This is a genomic window from Bacillus sp. 2D03, assembly GCF_003946765.1.
GTDB classification, from domain to species: domain Bacteria; phylum Bacillota; class Bacilli; order Bacillales; family Bacillaceae_G; genus Bacillus_A; species Bacillus_A cereus.
The window spans coordinates 814735-833255 of record NZ_RPSJ01000001.1; the positions used below are offsets into that span (position 1 = coordinate 814735).

Consider the following 18521-nt stretch of genomic DNA (forward strand, 5'->3'; position numbering starts at 1 on the left):
TTCTATTGTTTTCATCAATTACAAAATTATGTAAAATAAAGAAAAGGAGGGGTTTTATGTTCAAAATATTAATTATCGGTATTATCATCGTCCTAATCATCCTCGTACTCTCCATCATGACAATTAATAAAGGCTATGCTTATAAACATTCCGTCGATAAACTAGAAGATAATCCTTATACAAAAAAGAATAAGGAGGATTCATAATATGCTTCGTATACTCCGCATCACAATCGCCCTCACTGTGATCGTTATGTCGGCAATTGGATTATATACAGGTCAAAATAAATTTGTACCTCTTTCATAATTTCTATTAGGGGTTTTAATGTTTCTCATCGCATTTGAACAAATAAAGAAAAAGGAATTAGCAACTGGACTTATTTGTATTATTGCTGGTGCCTTCATTTGGATTGTTCTCATTATTACCTACATAAAATAGAGGAGGTCTTTTATGCTAAAAGGAGTCCGGATTACTTTATCACTTATTGCCTTATGTATAGCAACCTATGGATTTTTTACTGGTAGTAGAGAAATAATGCCTTATATGTTCATCTTTTTAGGAGGTATGGCCCTCACCATAAGTTTAGAGGAAATATTAAAACGACAAACAGGAGGTAGTCTGCTCGCTCTACTAGCAGGAGCCGCTGCTTTATTTATTGGTTTCACAGAAATATTCTAGTAAATGGTCTAAAGGAGGCCATACAATGCTAACTCTAACTATATTACGGATTTTTTTAGCATTTCTCATGCTTCTCTTACTCACTTTAAGCACTTATGTCCATGTTACCGATAATTTTTCACTTCTTCCATACTTACAATTTATTCTCAGTTGTTCCTTTATTCTTCTAGGAATTAATGAATTAAAATCCGGACGAAAATCAATGAGTATCCCGTATTTTTTCGTTTCTGGTCTTATATTCTTCTTCTTAATATCGAACTACTTTCACTACATGTAGAATGAAATTTTGACCAATTTAGCATTTATAATTATTTTCTCTCAGTAACTATGTCTTTCTACTAAGGGGGATTCCATGTTAAAAAACATTCGAATTATAATCGCCACTATCGCTCTTTCTCTCGCCCTATTTAGCTTCTTTGCAAACTTCACTATTCTTTTACCTTACGTGTTCATCCTTTTAAGTATTATGTGTATCCTTTTTGGAATCGATGAAATAAAGCAGCAGCAAAAAACGAAAGCATTTATTTATTTTCTCTGTTCTGCCTTTGTTTTATATGTTGGAGTATCTAATATATTTTCATAAAAAAGAAGAGTATGGCCGCTCTTAGCACAATAAAAAAACTGCCCTTTCACAGGCAGTTTTTCTTTTTATCCAAAAACTTTCTCAAGTTCATCTTTATCTTGGCTTAACCAGAAGTTCATTAAGCGTTGTGCTCCTTCTAAGTCGTGAAGCTTCGCTTGACCACATTGCGTTTCATTTGCAGCCGGAATTTCTGTAATTTGAACCGCATCTTTTAATGTTAGTTCTAATAAATCAATGATTTCTCGAACTGTCGGCGTTCCGCTCACTACAAGATAATATCCTGTTTGGCAGCCCATCGGTGAAATATCGATAATATCAAAATGCGGATAACGATCAATATATTTACGTAAATTAAATGCTAATAAATGCTCTAACGTATGAATAACATCTGGTTTCATTGCTTGTTTATTCGGTTGACAGAAACGAATATCAAATTTATTTACAATACCGTCACTACCTACATTGTGAACTCCGCAATGTCTTACATAAGGTGCCTTTACAATCGTATGATCTAATTCAAAGCTTTCTACTGATGGCATACAACATCTCTCCCGCTTTTAATTTAATTCCGTTATATCCAATATGATATAACGGAAATGCACATTAGTAAAGTATTATGTACAGTCGTGCTATAATACTTTAAGAGTATGCTGAAAAGGAGACCGTTATGAAACAGATTTTTATTGGGATTATACGCTTTTATCAAAAGTTCATTTCTCCGATGACACCACCAACATGCCGCTTTTATCCAACTTGTTCTCATTATGGATTAGAGGCGTTTCAAAAACATGGTGCACTCAAAGGCTTTTGGCTTACTTGTAAGCGTATATTAAAATGTCACCCTTTCCACCCGGGAGGATTTGATCCTGTCCCAGATAAAAAGGATGACAAAGTAAATTCTTAATTGTCGTAACCATTCACAACTAAATCTAATTTTCCTGTATCAGGATCTATAACAAGACCGTGAACAGGTACTTCTTCCGGAAGTAATGGGTGGTTGCGAAGTACCGATACGCTATGTTCTACACTTTCTTCCACACTAGAGAAACCGCGCAAGAATTGTTCTAAATCGATTCCAGAATAACGAAGCATATCTAATTTCTCTTCTGTTATACCGCGTTCTTTCATTTTCTCAATCGTACTCCTTGCTTGAATTTTTGCCATACCACAATCATGGTGACCAACTACACATACTTCATCAGCACCAAGTTCGTATACAGCGACTAAAATACTACGCATAATACTTCCAAATGGATGTGAAATAACAGCGCCTGCTACTTTAATAATTTTCACATCACCGTTACGCATATTCATCGCTTTCGGTAATAGTTCAACAAGTCGTGTATCCATACAAGAAATAATTACCATCTTTTTGTTTGGAAATTTCCCCGCTACAAACTCTTCATATTTTTTCTCTTCAACAAATTTCTCATTGTACTGCAAAATCTCTTCTAATGACTTCATAGTAAAGGACCCTCTTTTCTCTCATTTACACTACATAAATAGTGTACCAAAATATGAAAAACTCAAAAAGGATATCGCTTTATAGTAAAAATAAGATATTTTCAGATAATCGACATAATTCTTTCAAAATATACACACAGCTTTGTAACAAGTTTCACATACTTTAAACGTATTTTCACTATAAACTGATTGTAGATAATGTAAAAAAGGAGTGAATATTTATTATGTCCGACGTTCTGTTACTGAGTCGTTTTCAATTTGCAATTACTATTTTTTATCACTTTTTATTTGTACCTTTGACAATCGGACTTGTCATTTTAGTAGCATGTATGGAAACTCAATACGCCCGCACATTGAATCCAACATACCGTAAAATGGCAAATTTCTGGGGTAAATTATTTACAATTAACTTCGTAATGGGGATTATAACCGGGATTACGATGGAATTTCAATTTGGAACAAACTGGTCTGAGTACTCCAAATATATGGGAGACATTTTCGGATCACCTCTCGCAATCGAAGCACTTGTTGCCTTCTTCTTAGAATCTACTTTCATGGGAATATGGTTATTCGGTAAAGACAAAATTTCACCAAAGTTCCGTGCCTTCTGCATGTGGATGGTTGCACTTGGAACAAACATTTCCGCACTTTGGATTATTACAGCAAACGGCTTTATGCAAAACCCTGTTGGCTACGTAGTACGTAACGGCCGCGCTGAATTAAATGATTTCTGGGCACTCGTTACGAATCCATACGCTTGGAATATGTTCTTCCATACTGTAGTTGGTTGTTATATCGTAGGTGCTTTCTTCGTTATGGCAATTAGTGCCTATCACTTATTACGTAAAAATGAAGTAGAATTCTTCAAAAAATCATTTAAGTTTGGTTTAATGTTAGGCTTATTCGCCGCAACAATTACACCGTTTATGGGACATCAATCTGGTGTATCAGCAGCTAAATATCAACCCGCAAAAGGAGCTGCGATGGAAGCAGTTTGGGAAACTGGAAAAGGACAAGGCTTCTCAATTGTTCAAATTCCTGATGTAAAAAATGAGAAGAACTTTGAATTCCTTACGATTCCAAAACTCGGAAGCTTCTTCTACACAAATTCATTTGATGGCGAAATTGTTGGTTTAAAAGATATTCCGAAAGATGAACGTCCAAATGTTAACCTTGTGTATTATAGCTTCCGCTTAATGGTTGCACTCGGTATGTTCTTTATGGCATTAACTTGGTATGGCTTCTATTTAAACCGAAAAGGAAAACTAGAAAACTCAAAACGTTATTTAAAAATTACAATATGGTCTGTCTTACTTCCTTATATCGCAATTAACGCAGGATGGATTGTCGCTGAAGTAGGTCGTCAACCATGGACAGTATATAAACTAATGCGTACAGCAGAATCTGTATCACCTATATCTGTCCCGCAAATTTGGTTCTCATTAATTAGTTTAATTTTATTCTACACTTTACTTTTAATTGCAGACGTATACTTAATGCTAAAGTTCGCGAAAAAAGGACCTGCCGCATTAGAAAAACCTGCTACTGAGGGAGGTGTGGCTCATGTCTCATGATATGCTTGCAATCATCTGGTTCGGTTTATGGGGCGTGATTTGGACAGTTTACTTCATTCTTGACGGGTATGCACTTGGTAACGGAATGATTTTTCCTTTCGTTACGAAAGACCGACAAGAACGAAATCAATTACAAGAAGCAATTGGCCCGTTCTGGGGCGGTAATGAAGTATGGTTAATTACAGCTGGTGGCGCAACATTTGCTGCCTTCCCAGTCACATATGCTAATATGTTTAGTTATTTATATACACCGTTATTCTTAGTATTACTTGCACTATTTGCTCGTGCCGCTGGACTGGAATTCATGCATAAAGATGATTCACCAATTTGGCAAAAAACTTGTAAATGGGCATTTGCAATTGGCAGTTTCCTAATCGCCTTCTTATTCGGTGTTACATTCGCTAACTTGTATTACGGACTACAAATCGGAAAAAATGGCTATGAAGGAAATTTACTTAGCTTACTAAACCATTACGGTATATTAGGTGGTCTTTTCTTCACTGCTATATTTGTCGTATCCGGTGCCCTTTGGGTCATGATTAAAACGACTGGTGAAGTATCTGATCGTGCTTATAAAATCGCAAGACCGTTTTCAATGGCAACTGCTATCATTTTAGCTATCTTCTATGTAGCAACTGCTAATCGGACAAACTTATTCCAAAACTTTACGGAATATCCGGTACTATTCATTCTTCCAGTACTTGCAATGCTAATGAGTGTACTCGCACTTATTATGGTGTACAAACATAAAATTGGCCTTGCATTCACATTCATTTGCCTAACAATCGCAATGTTTATGACAACTGGCTTTGCAGGTATGTTCCCAAGAATGTTACCATCTCGTATTAACGATGCATACAGTACAACGTTATACAACGCAGCTGGTAGTCAATTAAACTTAAAAATTATGTTCTTCGTTGCAATGGTCATGGTACCAATCGTTATTGGATATCAGCTTTGGAGCTACAGTATTTTTAAAAATAAAATTCATAAAGACTCTGCTAAAGGATATCACTAAAATACAAAAGACACTTCGTTTGAAGTGTCTTTTTTTGTACGTATGATTTTCGATAAGATGTTATATTTCTAATCTAACAACTATACTACAGAAGAATCATTAACAGCTCACAGCTAGATTGTAGCACAGGACAAGTTCATCATTTTATGCAATTTTACATACTGTACTATAAAGTAAACTGTATCCCCTGATCATTCGCATCATTATCCCATACATCAGCTGTACTAATCCCGCTAAACGTTTGTACTTTCATTCCTGTATTTGATGATCCCGATCCATTATAAGCCTTCGTCTTTTCAATCGGCTGTACGTTATATTTGTCACCTACATTAATTGTTCCATTGCAGTTTTCAATAATAACACCTTCCACAACTGCCGGCATTTTGTCACCCACTTTCATTTCTTTACTTTTATTTTATGAAAATCGCCTAGAAAAATAGCATGTTTCAATAAGAAAAAGCACTCAATTTGAGTGCTTTTTCTTTAAGCATAAAGACAAGTTTGGAGACAGTTGACTTCTTCAAAATTTTATTAGGGGTAATATTTTGAAAAAGAAAGCCTTTCATATGTAGGTTAACACCACTGGAATATATAGTAAATTGATAATATTTATACGGAAGATTGCTAATGTTTAGTATAGATAGTTTACACTATGCTAACAGTGAAAACTGTCTATACTAATAAAAAAAGGTGCCTTTAAAAAAAGACACCTTTCAAAAACAGACACTATAAAACAGAATTATTTATTGTTATACGATTGTTAGATACAAAAAGTAGAGGGAAATGTTTGTATTAAATTCTGCTTTATAAAGTCTGTCTATAACTTATATTGTAATCCTCTTCATTTGAAAAAAAATATAATATGCACAATTGCATACAAAAAGAAAAAGCACTCTATTGAGTGCCTTTTCAACCATTTTACTTTTAATATATCGCTTTGAATATATTGTAACATATGTATCCATATATTTTATTGAGAAAATTCAAAATCCTTTTTCTTTCATTTTCACTTATAAAATCATGTAATATAAAAGGTATGTCAAATTCTTATACAAATTGAGGTGTACTATATTTATGATGTATTTCGGAATTATTCCTCTTATATTATTTATTATTTTTCTTATCTCATATTTAAAAGATCCGCGAAAAATAATAAACGGCTTTTTATTTAATTCCTTTGTCTGTTTTTTCCTTCTTTTTTGTGTGATTATATCTGTAAATTCAAGTAGTGATGTCCTACGCTATATTATAATTTTACCTATTTTAGCACTTCTTATTATGCTTCCTTTCGGTATTGTTGCTTTAATGTTTGGGCTATTTCTTAATGCTAGAATTTTAATGAAGCGAGAAGGAAGACGGTTCACTAACTGTTTAACACTCCTTGCTGCTTTAGGGATGTTATTCTTTATGTTACTCCCTATCATAAACCCAGCAAGTTTGGTCTCATCGCATTTAGAGCCTATTTTTGCAGCTATTTCTCTTATAAGCTTCTATTTCTTTATACACTTATCTAACTTCTTAAGCGCATATTTTTTATACCAATTCAACAGACCAAGACGTAATCAAGATTTCATTATCGTTCTTGGTAGCGGCTTAATTAATGATAAAGTACCACCATTACTTGCAAGCCGCATTAATAAAGCTATCGACTTCTATTGGAAACAAGCAGCTGTAAATACACCACCAATAATTATTTTCTCTGGTGGTCAAGGTCCAGATGAAGGTCTTCCAGAGGCAGAAGCAATGCAAAATTATGCTGTTGAAAAAGGAATTCCTCTTGAACATACAGTGCAAGAAAATCGCTCTGTAAACACATATCAAAATATGTTGTTCTCTAAAGAAATTATGGATTCTTTAAAACCTGAAGGTAAATATAAAAGTATTTTTACCACAAATAATTTCCACCTTTTCCGCGCTGGCATATACGCTAGACAAGCTGGTCTTAATAGCCAAGGAATCGGGTCAAAAACTGCATTTTATTACTGGCCTAACGCAATGATTCGCGAATATGTTGCGATTGTCGTAATGGGACGTAAGCGCCATATGAAAATATGTGGAACTATTTTAGGTTTCGCTTTATTCGTATCAATACTTAGTTTTATATTTTCTTAATAGCATCCCATCCTTTGAAAGGATGGGATTTCTTATACTGATTTCAAAAATATTTTAAAGATAATATGGTGATAATATTCCCTGCATACACCCATTAAAGGAGAATTTTTTCAAATTAAATGTTAAAATAAAATTTAGGTGTGAATGACGTAACAAATAAGAAACTAGTTTGAAACGAGGAAATTATATGGAGAAAATTATCAAAAACAAGCCCAATAAGCTAAAAATTGCTTCAAAAGCTTTGATGATTATTATTGGGGCATTTATCACAGCGTACGGATTAGAAGCAGTATTAATTCCAAATAACGTATCGGACGGTGGTGTGACTGGTTTAAGTATCGTTAGTTCAAGATTATTTGGATTGCCATTAGGAGCTCTAATCGCAGTTATTAACATTCCTTTCGTTTGGTTAGGGTATAAGCAAATCGGTAAAAGCTTTGCGATTTATTCTATTATCGGAATTGCTTCATTAGCAGTAGGTACCGTTGTCATGCACGGAATACCAGCTATTATTGAAGGCGATACATTATTAGTTACAGTTGTTGGTGGTATTATCATCGGTTTTGGTATGGGACTAGCATTACGTAACGGTGGGGCATTAGATGGAATCGATATGCTTGCTGTATTGCTTTCTCGTAAGTTACCATTTGGAACGAGTGACCTTATTTTATTCTTAAACATGTTCGTATTTATTTTCGTATCAACGGTATTCGGTCTTCAAGGAGCTATCCTTTCGGCAATTGCTTACTTTATCGCTTCGAAAGTGATTCATATCGTTGAAGTTGGTTTAAGTGGTTCAAAAGCATTTAAAATTATTACAAAAGAGCCTGAATTAATGGTAGAAACAATTCGCGATCGTTTAGGCCGAAGTGCAACATATAACGAAGTATACGGTGGTTATTCAAGAGAGAAGTTTAAAGAAATTTCATGTGTAATTAACCGTTTAGAAGAAAGTAAAATGAAAGAACTTATTAATGAAATCGATCCACACGCCTTTATTACAGTTTATGACGTAGCAGAAGTAAAAGGCGGTAATTTCAAGAAACGTGATATTCATTAATCGTTATGAAACAGAGGGTGTGCCAAAATTTTGGCACACCCTCTGTTTATTATTAAGTTGCTATCGTTGTCAGTTTTTGTCGGTAAGTCGATATATTTCAATAATCGCTGATATATTTTGAGTTGTGGTCGATATATTCCAATAATCGCTGATATATTTTAAATTACGGTCGATATATTCTAATAATCGCTGATATATTTTTACTTCCCCCCTTATGCCTAAATCGTACCAACTGAAAGGGATTAATTCCCACAACACGAAAAAAGACCAAAAAGCAAATTCAACTTTTCGGTCTCTATACTATCTTCTCTTTGTAATTTTCCCTGAACCACCGACCCTTGTTTTCGGAGGAGATGTATTCCTTGGCGGCGTTTTAATAGATGATTTTGGCTTCACATCTGATCCGCTTGAACCACCTGGTGTTTTCGTAATTTTCCCCTTGCTTCCAGTAGAAGGTGGGGGCGTCGTATTACTTCCTTTTTCAGTAATACTTCCCTTATCACCTACTGATGGTTTCGAATCTACATTATCGCCTCGCTTAATGATAGACCCTTTCCCTTCCTTCGTAATTGGAGGTGGGGTTTTCTTTTCTTCTTTTGTAGGTGGTCTTTCTGGAATAACTGGTTTATGATTTTGTCTATCGTTATATCCTCGATAATCACCGTATGATGATTTTCGTGAACCGAATATATCGTTTAATATGCTACCCATAATATATCCTTGCAAGAAGGACGGTTGGTAATTTTGACGGACAAATTCTTTGTTACTTATTTCAATTAACGTATCAGATGGTTTCTCTTTATCCTTTTGCAGGTTATAAATCTTATCAGAATAAACGAGGAACATTTGATTTTCGTCTTCTTTAGATGCTTGCTTCGGTTCTCTTTCGTTAATGAGTTCCTTCGCTACTTCAGGAACTGACCGATTGGCGGCCCTATACACGTAAGATTCTTGTTTACCTTCCTTGGCAACAGATTCAAGTGGATAACGGTCTTGAATCGACTTTGTCTGCCCGCCTTGACAACCTGATAAGGCATAACCAGCAACAACAAGTAATATAACGATAGCAAGTATAGGGATTACAAACGATTTAATCATGGTAAACAATCGGTTTGACATGATTACGCCCCCTTACGTTGCTCTTATAATTTGTACATCAGCAGGAATGATTGCTTCTCCCTCATACATCATTGTGCGACCATTTTGCCATTCAATACGCAATAATTTTCGATTATCTGATTGGAATTCCCATACGTACTGTTCTTCTGAAGCTGAGAATGGAGTTTTTCCCATAACAACAACACGTCCGTTATATTGTTCTTCCATATGGTACTCGGTATCATCCATTTCAATTGTCGTCGGAATTTCATCAATTGAATCTAAGCGACCATCAATTGGTGTATATAATTTGTAATACGTATTTTCACGATCTTCAATTTTTAAATAACGAATGTCTTTTCCATCTTGCAATGTCAAAACAATTTCCTTACGCGAATGCATACTCGTTTTCCCAATTAATTCATACATAACTAATGACACTTCAATCATATCGCCAGGAGCTAACGTTAAAAGACTCTTTTCCGGCTTCGGTGGCTCTGGGCTTTTCATTATATTTTTAATTCGTTTAAATAAACTCATGATCTACACCTCCTTTTCTCTTTATAAACACGCACCTAAAATTAGTGCACCAACAATATGTAATGATCCGGCTAACATCGCATGTGCAACGCTACCTTCTTTCGTACCTTCTTCTAAATCAAGACCAGACATTTTCTTTAATACAAATTCGATAAACATTTCTACCACTAATAAAATAACGAAAGAAACTGCTGAAGCAAGAAGTGCCTGCCATAAGTCATTTGCTTTCGTAATTGATTGGGATAAAATGTACCCTTGTGCAAATAACTTCATAATAAAACGAGTTGTTACAGCTGTATTTCCATTTTTAATTTCTTTTAAATCATTGTATTTTGTAAAAATTGAATCAACCCACATAATTGCAAATAAAAGTACTGCACTCGCTCCAGTCCATACAAGCATGGCAACTACATTCATCCATGTCATTGCAAAACCTCCTCTAAATATAATAGAAAACCGACATGAATATATTTAGACATGTCGGTTCATTTGTCTCTATTCTATATTATTTCTCATACTGCTTCATAATACGAGCTAATTCATCGTCAACAGCAGAATTTTTGTTTAAGCTTGCGAATTCATCATCTAATGATTTTTCTTTCTTATAAACTTCACCGCTTGCTTCTGCTTCAGCCTCTAATTGAAGAGCTTTCTCTTCCATACGGCTTAAACCAGCTTTTGCTGAGTTTGAATCAAATCCAGACATCGCCTGATTAATATTCTTTTGTGCTTTCGCCGCATTTACACGTGCTACAAGTGTTTCACGTTTATTTTTCAGCTCATTTAATTGCTTACGCATTTCTTCTAGCTTTAGGCGCAGGTTATCAGCAGCAGCTTTATTTTGCTCGTAGCTTGCTTTATACTCATTCATTTTTTGTTCTGCATTTTGTTTTTCTTCTAATGCACGACGCGCAAGATCTAAGTTATTAGCTTGAACAGCCATATGAGCCTGCTCTTCACGTTTTTTCACAAGTGCTTCTTGCTCTTCAAATAATATTTTGAATTTCTTCTCAAGCGCGATTTGAGCTGCTACACTTTTCTCAGCTTCTTGTACATCCGCTTGCATATCGCGTAAATATTGATCAGTCATCTTAACTGGATCTTCCGCTTTTTCAATTAATGAATATACATTCGACATTGTTAAATCTCTTAATCGTTTAAATACAGACATCTAAATTCCTCCTATGATATACCTCATATTTCAAATTCACTACTTGGAAAACTGAAAAATCTCCCTTTACAGTAAAGAATATTCATTTTTACAGCCTATGTGTTTATTATAACAAAACTAATATGTCCTTACATGTTATTTCCAAAATACATCCATTATAATATGACATTCTATATACAATATTGTATTTCTAATATATTCTCATTACCCCTCTTTTAAATTAACTTACTTTTGTGCAATTTCACTAAATTACATAAGTGTAATGTTACTGTAAGCTAACTCGATAGTTGCATTCTGATATTTCTTATACACTAATACCAGAAGCAACAAACAAGCTTCTTCACTTGTAAGCAATAATACAAAAATTGTATTTAATATAAAACATATAAAAGGAGAAATCATCATGAAAAAATTAGTAGGAATCGGATTAGCAGCAGCAATTTCACTTGGAGCATTATCAGGTTGTTCTCTATTAGGAGAGAAAGCGAACGGTTTTGTACTGTACGGCTCAGAAGAACAAGTTCAGCAAATTACAGATAAAAACAAAAAAGAAGTGAAAGAAAAAGACTTCTATAAAATGAAAATGACAACATTAGATGGTAAAAAAGTTCTTGTAATGGATAAGAAAACTGGTGAGGAACTAGTGAAAAAAGAGTTACTTAGCAAAGTTGATGAAAAAGACAACACGAAACCACTTGATAAATTACCAGCTGTAACAACAGAACAAGGTGTATTATTTGCAAAAGAAAAAGTAGAAAATGCTACACTTGATGGAACCAAATTAAAATATGAAGGCAACACAATTATCGGAAGTGGCCGTGCATATACAGATATGTATGCGATTGTCGATGACGCAACTTACAACAATGTAAAAGGGGATGAAAAATCTGTAGGTGTATTAAAATTTGATAAAGACCCAAGTAAAGAATTCCCTGGTTACAACGGCGTCGAAGCTTCTCAACTTGTAAAAATTAAAAAGTAAAACAAAAAAGCTTTGCGAAATTCGCAAAGCTTTTTTCTATTTATTATGAGCAACTTGTTCCATATCTGGACTACAAGTTTTCGACTGACATGACTTATTTAAAGAACATGCTGCGCATTTTCCTTTTTTACTTCTCTTTACAAAATTAACTAACGTGTATGCTGCATAACCAAAAATGATAGCTCCAATTATAATATTGACCATCATTATACATCTCCTTTTAGAATCCTAGTAAAGATCCAACTTGGTATATAATAAGCGTTAATACATAAGCAACAACAAGCGGGTAAACGACTGAGAAAATTGTCCATTTCGCTGATCCTGTTTCACGTTTAATAACAGCCACCGTCGCTAAACATGGAACGTATAATAAAATAAAGAACATAAATGCATAAGCTGATAATGCTGTATAATGTGCTCCCATTACGTTTCCAAGCACATCTTCTTTAACTGCATAAATAATTGCCATTGTTGAAACGACAACTTCCTTCGCTAAAAATCCTGTTAAAAGGGATGCTGCAGCTTGCCACGTTCCAAAGCCGAGCGGTGCAAATAGCGGTGCGATAAATCCACCAATCATCGCTAAGTAACTGTCTCCCATATCAACACCAAATCCTGATGGACCTGCATAGTTTAATAACCAAATGATAACTGAACCACCGAAGATGAATGTACCAGCTTTACGAACAAATCCTTTTCCTTTCTCCCATGTGCTCAGCCATAACGTTTTTGCTTGTGGCACACGATAAGGAGGTAATTCAATTACGAAAATAGACTTTTCCGCTTTCAAAATCGTAAGAGACATAATTTTTGTAACTAATAACGCAAGAACAATCCCTGCAACATATAAAGAAAATACAACAGTCGCCTGACTATGCGGGAAGAATACGCCCGCAAATAATGCATATACAGGTAATCGTGCTGAACAAGACATAAATGGTGTTACTAAAATGGTAAGTAAACGTTCTTTCTCCTGTTCAATCGTTCTCGCAGCCATAATACCTGGAACGTTACATCCAAAACCGATAATCATCGGAATAAAAGCTTTTCCGTTTAAGCCGAAAAACTCCATAATTCTATCCATAACAACCGCAATTCGCGCCATATACCCTGAGTCTTCTAATAATGAAATGAAAAAGAATAGTGCAAAGATTTGTGGTACGAATACTAATACAGCACCAACACCGGCAATAATACCTTCTGTAACGAGTGCTTGAATAAACTGAGAAGCTCCAATACTTGTAAGTCCAGCCGTCACCCAATCCGTAAGCTGGCCACCAAAAAACTCATCTAACATATCAGATAAAGGTGTACCAATCCACGTAAACGTAACCTGAAAAATAAAAAACATAACTGCTAAAAAGATTGGAAGTCCTAAAATTTTATGTGTAATTAATCTATCAATTTTTTCTGAAAAAGGAATTTTTCCTTCTTTCTCATGCTTCATAACATTTGTTTTTAACTTTTCAATATACGCTTCACGAGTTTTGTAAATGTGCTCTTCTAACGTACAATCAAGTTTTCCTTCTAAGCGAGATCGAATGGCTATGAGTTCCTTATAAATTGGTAATGCTTTCATTTCTTTTTCTACTACTTCGTTATTGCTTAAAAATTGAAGTGCTAACCATCTCGGATGCTCGTAATTCACTGTCTCTAAAAGAGCAATTACTTCTCCAATTCCTTCATCCATTTGTACACCATATGAAATAAGGAATGGCTTTTTCTCTTTCTTGTCATTTTCTTTAAGAGTCGCAAGCAGTTCTTTACAGCCTTTTCCACTTCTTGCAACAACAGGAACGACTGTTACACCTAATAGTTCCGATAATCGTTTTACATTAATGACAATTCCTCTTTGCTTCGCCACATCAACCATGTTTAAACCAATTGAGACTGGCTTACCAAATTCAAGTAACTGCAACGTTAAATGCATATTTCTTTCAAACTGCGAGGAATCTACGATATTTAACATATGATTAAATTCTTCTGTTAATAGAAAGTTTGTTACAACACCTTCATCACGTGAAACTGGATTTAAATCATAAACACCTGGTAAATCAATTAATGTTCCTTGTCTATCTTTTAATTTACCAACCTTCTTTTCTACTGTTACACCGCTCCAGTTTCCTACATACTCATAAGAACCAGTAAGTGCATTAAATAATGATGTCTTCCCTGTATTCGGATTCCCTAGCAAAGCTACCTTATTCACGCTAATTCCACCTTTATCATTTTCGCGTCACAATGACGAATACTAATTAACTGTCCACGACACTCCAATGTACAAGGACCTTTAAACATCGCTTTCTGTTTCAGGCGAAGTTCGCTTCCTTCAGCAAGACCGAAAGCAGCTAGTCTACGCTTTAATAGCTGATCTAAAGACTGAATACTTTTTACTAACACTTTCTCTCCAATTTTAATATCTACTAAGCTCATAACCTTCCCCCTCAGAAGAGAATGATAATTATTTTCAAAAAAATTATACCACACCCAATTTCTCTTGTACTATACCCTTTTGCTTCATATTTATTAACATTTCGCTACAATTCTATTTCAATTATTGTCATACTGTATTCGTTTGCCATTCTCATCCATTTCGCTTACAATAAACAATAGCAAATAAAGAATCTCGTTATCACTGGGGGAGCCATGTCGCTGAGAGGGAACACTTCGTTCCGACCCTTCGAACCTGTTAGTTAATGCTAACGCAGGGATTGTGCAAACGTCCGAAATACATACCTCATTTTTATTTACGTATTTCGTATCCTCCTATGATATCTATTCTTTTTTGTACAACTTGGATTTAGGGGGAGACAACATGCGTAACACTAATTTACAAGCGATGATCGAATCTGCTATTCTTGCAGCCTTCGCCTTGGTCATCGACATTTTACCACTTTCAATAAAAATATCAGCAACAGGCGGTTCCATTTCATTTGCTATGATTCCTATTTTTATTATCGCATACCGCTGGGGCTTCAAAATGGCTTTCTTAGGGGGCCTAATTTGGGGATTATTACAAATTGTCGTAGGCGATGCCATTATCGTCACACCAATTCAAGTACTAATTGAATACTTTGTTGCTTTCGCATTCATTGGATTTGCTGGTTTATTCTATCGTCCAATTCAAAAAGCACTTTTAACTTCCAATGATAATAGCGAAGAGCAATCAAATTTAGGTAACCGTAAAGACAAACCTTCATCAAAACCAAACCAAGGAAAGAAAGTAATTGGATACATTATCGTCGCTACTTTTATCGGTAGTCTAGCTCGTTACTTCTGTCACTTTATCGCTGGTATCATTTTCTGGGGACAATATGCACCAAAAGGCCAATCGGCTTTCCTATATTCTTTAATATTTAACGGTAGTACAATGATTGGTTCCTATATTCTATGTACCGTTTTACTTATATTTTTATTTATCACTTCACCACGCTTATTCAAAAGCATCAGTGCTTATCAAATGAATACACAAAAAAAGGGCGCTTAATGAGCGCTCTTTTTTCATATCGTAATATTAATTAAAAATACAATAAATGCGCAAAAGAAAATAAATACCATTATACTTAGCCAATTGCTATGCACGGTTCATCGACTCCTTACATAACCTCATATTCTAAACAAATTATACTGATTAAAAATAAAGATTAGGTAAAGATAATATGAAAATAAATTAAAAAAGCGTATCATGCATTATCTACGCTTTTTTCGGTAAGTAAAAGTAAAATAATACACCGTCTTCTGTATTTTTCACTCCATATTCAGCATCGTGTAATTCTAAAATATTTTTAGAAATAGCAAGCCCCAGTCCCGTCCCACCTTGTGAACGCTGACGAGCTGTATCCACGCGATAAAAACGATCCCAAATTTTATCTAATTGTTCTTCTTCAATGTGAGTACCTTTATTTTCAATACAAACTTTTATACGATTCTTCTCATCTATTGTAGAAATAATAATATCTTCTTTATTTGGTGTATAACGTATGGCATTCGTAATGAAGTTCACGATGACTTGTTCAATCCGGCCTTGATTTGCAATCACTTCAAATGAACATATATTTTTATGAACATGAAGTTCTTTTTTCTCTATTTCCACAGATAGATGTTCACATATATCTTCAATTACTGTATCAATATAAAACGAATCCTTTTTCATTTTATATGTACCAGATTCAAATTTAGCTAACTCAAGCATATCCAAAATTAAAGTATCCATTTTGTCTACTTCTCTTTCCATTGCCTGAAAATAATACTCTTTTTTATGTTCAGCTACTCCATCTTTTAAAATAGAAATACAGCTTTTCATAATACTTAGCGGTGTTTTTAATTCATGTGAAACACCAGAAATGAATTCTTTTCGCGTCCTTTCTAACTTTCTTTCCTTTTCAATATCTTCTTCTAACTGTCCAATATGGGAATGGAGTTTATTTGATAGCACATTAATATTTTTCGATAAATCCCCAATTTCATCTTTTGAAGTAATTGGTATTTTTTCTGTAAAATCTAATTGTGCTATTTTCTTCGTCGTATCATTTATTTTTAATAACGGTTTGGCAATTTGTTTTGAGTAATAGAACGAAGCTAAAAAAATAAGAACGACTACAAATGCAATGATGTAGATATAGTAATCTTGCACCATTTGTACAGCTTCATCTACGGGCTGTAAAGAAGCCATCGCATAAATATATGTTACTGATCCGTCTTTTTCTTTTATTGGTTTCATTAATAATTTATATTTTATATCATTCTTTTCATAGTCCATTGTTTGTGTTGTATATTGTATGTGTTTGTTCTCTTTTAATAATAAATCAGTTTGAAATTCTTTTATGTTATCTAAGAAGATGCCATTTTTATAAATTGGATTCACAGGACCTTTTACATCTGGTAACTGTACTTTTGTAACACGTCCACCTATGTAAACATTTGATTCTTGAGCAGCTTGCTCCTGAACAGCTGGTTTCTTTTCCTTAACAAGTTGTTCCTCAGCTGCTCTCTTTTTCTCCTCATTTAATTTACTCATTTTCTCATTAAATGCTTTTTCTAACGGTTTATTAGATCCACTTAAATTCTGCTTAGATAAAGAAAAAGAGAATGGAATAAAACTATCTTCTTTTCTCACTCCAGAAAAATAAATTTCTTGCCCTAAAAACTGCTCTGATAATTTATTATCAATTTCCTCTATATTGACGAGATTACCTAAGGGAATTTTAAATATTTGTTGTCCAAAGCTCTTTTGTTGCCTACGATCTATCGTTACTTCAAAATAAAAATCATCTGTATGTTTTAAATTCCCGTTCTTATCTAATGTCGTAATCCACGTATTATTTTCTCTTAAAAAGTCTTGCTCTAGTTTCTGAATTTCTTCTGCATTTCCTGCATAATTTAAATAATTCTTCTCAAAAGAATTTAAATTCACTTTAATATCTTCCACTTTTCGATTCGCATAATATTGTTTAAAAAATATCGTTTGTCCAATAAATATCGTCGCTAAAATCAACATACATAATGCTGTTGTAAGAGTAAATAATTTTAGTACAATTCCTTTCTTCATACATTCCCCTCAAATTTATAACCAGTTCGTACTACAGTTATAATATACTTTGCTTTCTCTCCTAATTTATTTCTTAAATTACGAATATGGCTATTCACCGTTCGATCATCGCCAGCAAATTCATATCCCCAAATTCTTGAAATGAGTTGCTCTCGCGTTAAAACGATTCCTTGATTTTTCATGAAATACACCAATATTTCAAACTCCGTATGCGTTAAACTAACATCTGCCTCATCAACAGTAACAGTACGCGACGGAAAATGGACATGGATGCCATGAATCGATAACGTATCATCTTCGTTCTCTAAAGGTTTCTTCGATGCTTTTCTACTTTCTAATAATCGTTTCGCTCTTGCTAATAAAATTGGAGGACTATACGGCTTCGTCACATAGTCATCTGCTCCAAGTTCAAAACCAAGTAACGTATCGTCTTCATCTACACGCGCCGTCAGCATAATAATAGGCACCTCGGACGTCTTCCTAATCCTTCGGCAAACAGACCATCCATCGAGTTCTGGCAACATGATATCTAAAATAACTAAATCAACCTCTTCTTCTTCAAATACAACTAAAGCCTCTTTCCCGTCCCTCGCTTCAAACACTACATATTGTTCACTTAAAAAATAATCTTTTAATATTTCACGTAATATGTCTTCATCTTCAACAATTAAAATGTTTTTTGACATAACTTAT

Annotated in this window: 22 protein-coding genes, 1 pseudogene and 1 riboswitch; of the genes and pseudogenes, 11 read left to right on the forward strand and 12 right to left on the reverse strand. The window is 34.3% G+C overall.

The window, feature by feature from the left end:
• The first annotated feature begins 56 nt into the window (after window positions 1-56).
• The 4 genes and pseudogenes from ytzI to EBQ15_RS04585 all read left to right on the forward strand — a co-directional run bounded on the left by ytzI (window position 57) and on the right by EBQ15_RS04585 (window position 1261).
• Window positions 57-206 (forward strand): YtzI protein, encoded by a 150-nt coding sequence (ytzI, locus tag EBQ15_RS04565; RefSeq protein WP_000472790.1) that lies wholly within the window; start codon window positions 57-59, stop codon window positions 204-206.
• Window position 207: 1 nt separating this feature from the next.
• Window positions 208-438: pseudogene (locus EBQ15_RS04570) on the forward strand (DUF3953 domain-containing protein).
• Between the two features lie 12 nt (window positions 439-450).
• Window positions 451-678, forward strand: a complete 228-nt coding sequence (locus EBQ15_RS04575; RefSeq protein WP_000912057.1) for a DUF3953 domain-containing protein — start codon at window positions 451-453, stop codon at window positions 676-678.
• Window positions 679-1030: 352 nt separating this feature from the next.
• Window positions 1031-1261, forward strand: coding sequence for a YczI family protein (locus EBQ15_RS04585; RefSeq protein WP_000916676.1), 231 nt, complete (start codon window positions 1031-1033; stop codon window positions 1259-1261).
• 65 nt (window positions 1262-1326) lie between these two features.
• Here the strand turns inward: EBQ15_RS04585 and luxS are convergent, their stop codons facing one another.
• Window positions 1327-1800 carry an S-ribosylhomocysteine lyase LuxS gene (gene luxS / locus EBQ15_RS04590; RefSeq protein WP_001141371.1) on the reverse strand — a complete coding sequence of 158 codons (474 nt, stop codon included), beginning with the start codon at window positions 1798-1800 and terminating at the stop codon, window positions 1327-1329.
• Window positions 1801-1928: 128 nt separating this feature from the next.
• Between luxS and yidD the strand changes: the two genes are divergently transcribed.
• Complete coding sequence (gene yidD / locus EBQ15_RS04595) at window positions 1929-2165, forward strand: membrane protein insertion efficiency factor YidD (RefSeq protein WP_000809334.1); 237 nt, start codon at window positions 1929-1931, stop codon at window positions 2163-2165.
• Here yidD and EBQ15_RS04600 read toward each other — a convergent pair.
• Entirely contained in the window at window positions 2162-2725 is a 564-nt protein-coding gene (locus EBQ15_RS04600) for a beta-class carbonic anhydrase (protein ID WP_000838158.1), read from the reverse strand. The two genes, yidD and EBQ15_RS04600, sit on opposite strands and share 4 nt — an antisense overlap.
• Before the next feature lie 224 nt (window positions 2726-2949).
• Here EBQ15_RS04600 and cydA point away from each other — a divergent pair, with 224 nt between their 5' ends.
• Both cydA and cydB read left to right on the forward strand, forming a co-directional pair.
• Window positions 2950-4299, forward strand: a complete 1350-nt coding sequence (gene cydA, locus EBQ15_RS04605) for a cytochrome ubiquinol oxidase subunit I (protein ID WP_001286189.1) — start codon at window positions 2950-2952, stop codon at window positions 4297-4299.
• Complete coding sequence (gene cydB, locus EBQ15_RS04610; RefSeq protein WP_000017665.1) at window positions 4289-5317, forward strand: cytochrome d ubiquinol oxidase subunit II; 1029 nt, start codon at window positions 4289-4291, stop codon at window positions 5315-5317. The genes cydA and cydB overlap by 11 nt, the downstream gene beginning before the upstream one ends.
• A gap of 166 nt (window positions 5318-5483) precedes the next feature.
• Here cydB and EBQ15_RS04615 read toward each other — a convergent pair whose 3' ends face one another.
• Window positions 5484-5717, reverse strand: a complete 234-nt coding sequence (locus EBQ15_RS04615) for a spore germination protein (RefSeq protein WP_002001299.1) — start codon at window positions 5715-5717, stop codon at window positions 5484-5486.
• A 674-nt stretch (window positions 5718-6391) separates the two neighbouring features.
• Between EBQ15_RS04615 and EBQ15_RS04620 the strand changes: the two genes are divergently transcribed.
• Both EBQ15_RS04620 and EBQ15_RS04625 read left to right on the forward strand, forming a co-directional pair.
• Window positions 6392-7429: a YdcF family protein gene (locus tag EBQ15_RS04620; RefSeq protein WP_000990099.1), complete on the forward strand. Its 1038-nt coding sequence runs from the start codon at window positions 6392-6394 to the stop codon at window positions 7427-7429.
• Window positions 7430-7616: 187 nt separating this feature from the next.
• Window positions 7617-8489 carry a YitT family protein gene (locus EBQ15_RS04625; RefSeq protein WP_000411244.1) on the forward strand — a complete coding sequence of 291 codons (873 nt, stop codon included), beginning with the start codon at window positions 7617-7619 and terminating at the stop codon, window positions 8487-8489.
• 300 nt (window positions 8490-8789) lie between these two features.
• Here EBQ15_RS04625 and EBQ15_RS04630 read toward each other — a convergent pair whose 3' ends face one another.
• The 4 genes from EBQ15_RS04630 to EBQ15_RS04645 all read right to left on the reverse strand — a co-directional run bounded on the left by EBQ15_RS04630 (window position 8790) and on the right by EBQ15_RS04645 (window position 11298).
• On the reverse strand, window positions 8790-9608 hold the full coding sequence (locus EBQ15_RS04630) for a DUF4247 domain-containing protein (RefSeq protein ID WP_000071190.1): 819 nt from the start codon (window positions 9606-9608) through the stop codon (window positions 8790-8792).
• A 12-nt stretch (window positions 9609-9620) separates the two neighbouring features.
• On the reverse strand, window positions 9621-10127 hold the full coding sequence (locus EBQ15_RS04635) for a DUF4178 domain-containing protein (RefSeq protein WP_000051746.1): 507 nt from the start codon (window positions 10125-10127) through the stop codon (window positions 9621-9623).
• Window positions 10128-10148: 21 nt separating this feature from the next.
• On the reverse strand, window positions 10149-10553 hold the full coding sequence (locus tag EBQ15_RS04640) for a DUF350 domain-containing protein (RefSeq protein WP_000220087.1): 405 nt from the start codon (window positions 10551-10553) through the stop codon (window positions 10149-10151).
• A 79-nt stretch (window positions 10554-10632) separates the two neighbouring features.
• Entirely contained in the window at window positions 10633-11298 is a 666-nt protein-coding gene (locus EBQ15_RS04645; RefSeq protein WP_000110280.1) for a PspA/IM30 family protein, read from the reverse strand.
• 403 nt (window positions 11299-11701) lie between these two features.
• Here EBQ15_RS04645 and EBQ15_RS04650 point away from each other — a divergent pair, with 403 nt between their 5' ends.
• Window positions 11702-12280 carry a lipoprotein BA_5634 family protein gene (locus EBQ15_RS04650; RefSeq protein WP_000737504.1) on the forward strand — a complete coding sequence of 193 codons (579 nt, stop codon included), beginning with the start codon at window positions 11702-11704 and terminating at the stop codon, window positions 12278-12280.
• Between the two features lie 36 nt (window positions 12281-12316).
• On the opposite strand, the gene EBQ15_RS04655 is transcribed toward EBQ15_RS04650, so the two are convergent.
• Genes EBQ15_RS04655 through EBQ15_RS04665 form a run of 3 tightly spaced genes read right to left on the reverse strand, consistent with a single transcriptional unit; the run spans window position 12317 to window position 14713 of the window.
• Window positions 12317-12487 carry a FeoB-associated Cys-rich membrane protein gene (locus EBQ15_RS04655; RefSeq protein WP_000989593.1) on the reverse strand — a complete coding sequence of 57 codons (171 nt, stop codon included), beginning with the start codon at window positions 12485-12487 and terminating at the stop codon, window positions 12317-12319.
• A gap of 13 nt (window positions 12488-12500) precedes the next feature.
• The gene (gene feoB / locus EBQ15_RS04660; protein WP_001044853.1) at window positions 12501-14489 is read right to left on the reverse strand and encodes a ferrous iron transport protein B; all 1989 of its coding nucleotides are present in this window, start codon (window positions 14487-14489) and stop codon (window positions 12501-12503) included.
• Entirely contained in the window at window positions 14486-14713 is a 228-nt protein-coding gene (locus EBQ15_RS04665) for a FeoA family protein (RefSeq protein ID WP_000060512.1), read from the reverse strand. The genes feoB and EBQ15_RS04665 overlap by 4 nt, the downstream gene beginning before the upstream one ends.
• Window positions 14714-14907: 194 nt before the next feature.
• Window positions 14908-15009: riboswitch (TPP riboswitch) on the forward strand.
• Window positions 15010-15095: 86 nt separating this feature from the next.
• Between EBQ15_RS04665 and EBQ15_RS04670 the strand changes: the two genes are divergently transcribed.
• Complete coding sequence (locus tag EBQ15_RS04670; RefSeq protein ID WP_001246570.1) at window positions 15096-15767, forward strand: energy-coupled thiamine transporter ThiT; 672 nt, start codon at window positions 15096-15098, stop codon at window positions 15765-15767.
• Between the two features lie 207 nt (window positions 15768-15974).
• Here the strand turns inward: EBQ15_RS04670 and EBQ15_RS04675 are convergent, their stop codons facing one another.
• Window positions 15975-17828, reverse strand: coding sequence for a sensor histidine kinase (locus tag EBQ15_RS04675; protein ID WP_000715409.1), 1854 nt, complete (start codon window positions 17826-17828; stop codon window positions 15975-15977).
• Window positions 17825-18514 (reverse strand): response regulator transcription factor, encoded by a 690-nt coding sequence (locus EBQ15_RS04680; RefSeq protein WP_000041846.1) that lies wholly within the window; start codon window positions 18512-18514, stop codon window positions 17825-17827. Before EBQ15_RS04680 ends, EBQ15_RS04675 begins: the two co-directional genes overlap by 4 nt.
• Window positions 18515-18521: the final 7 nt, after the last annotated feature.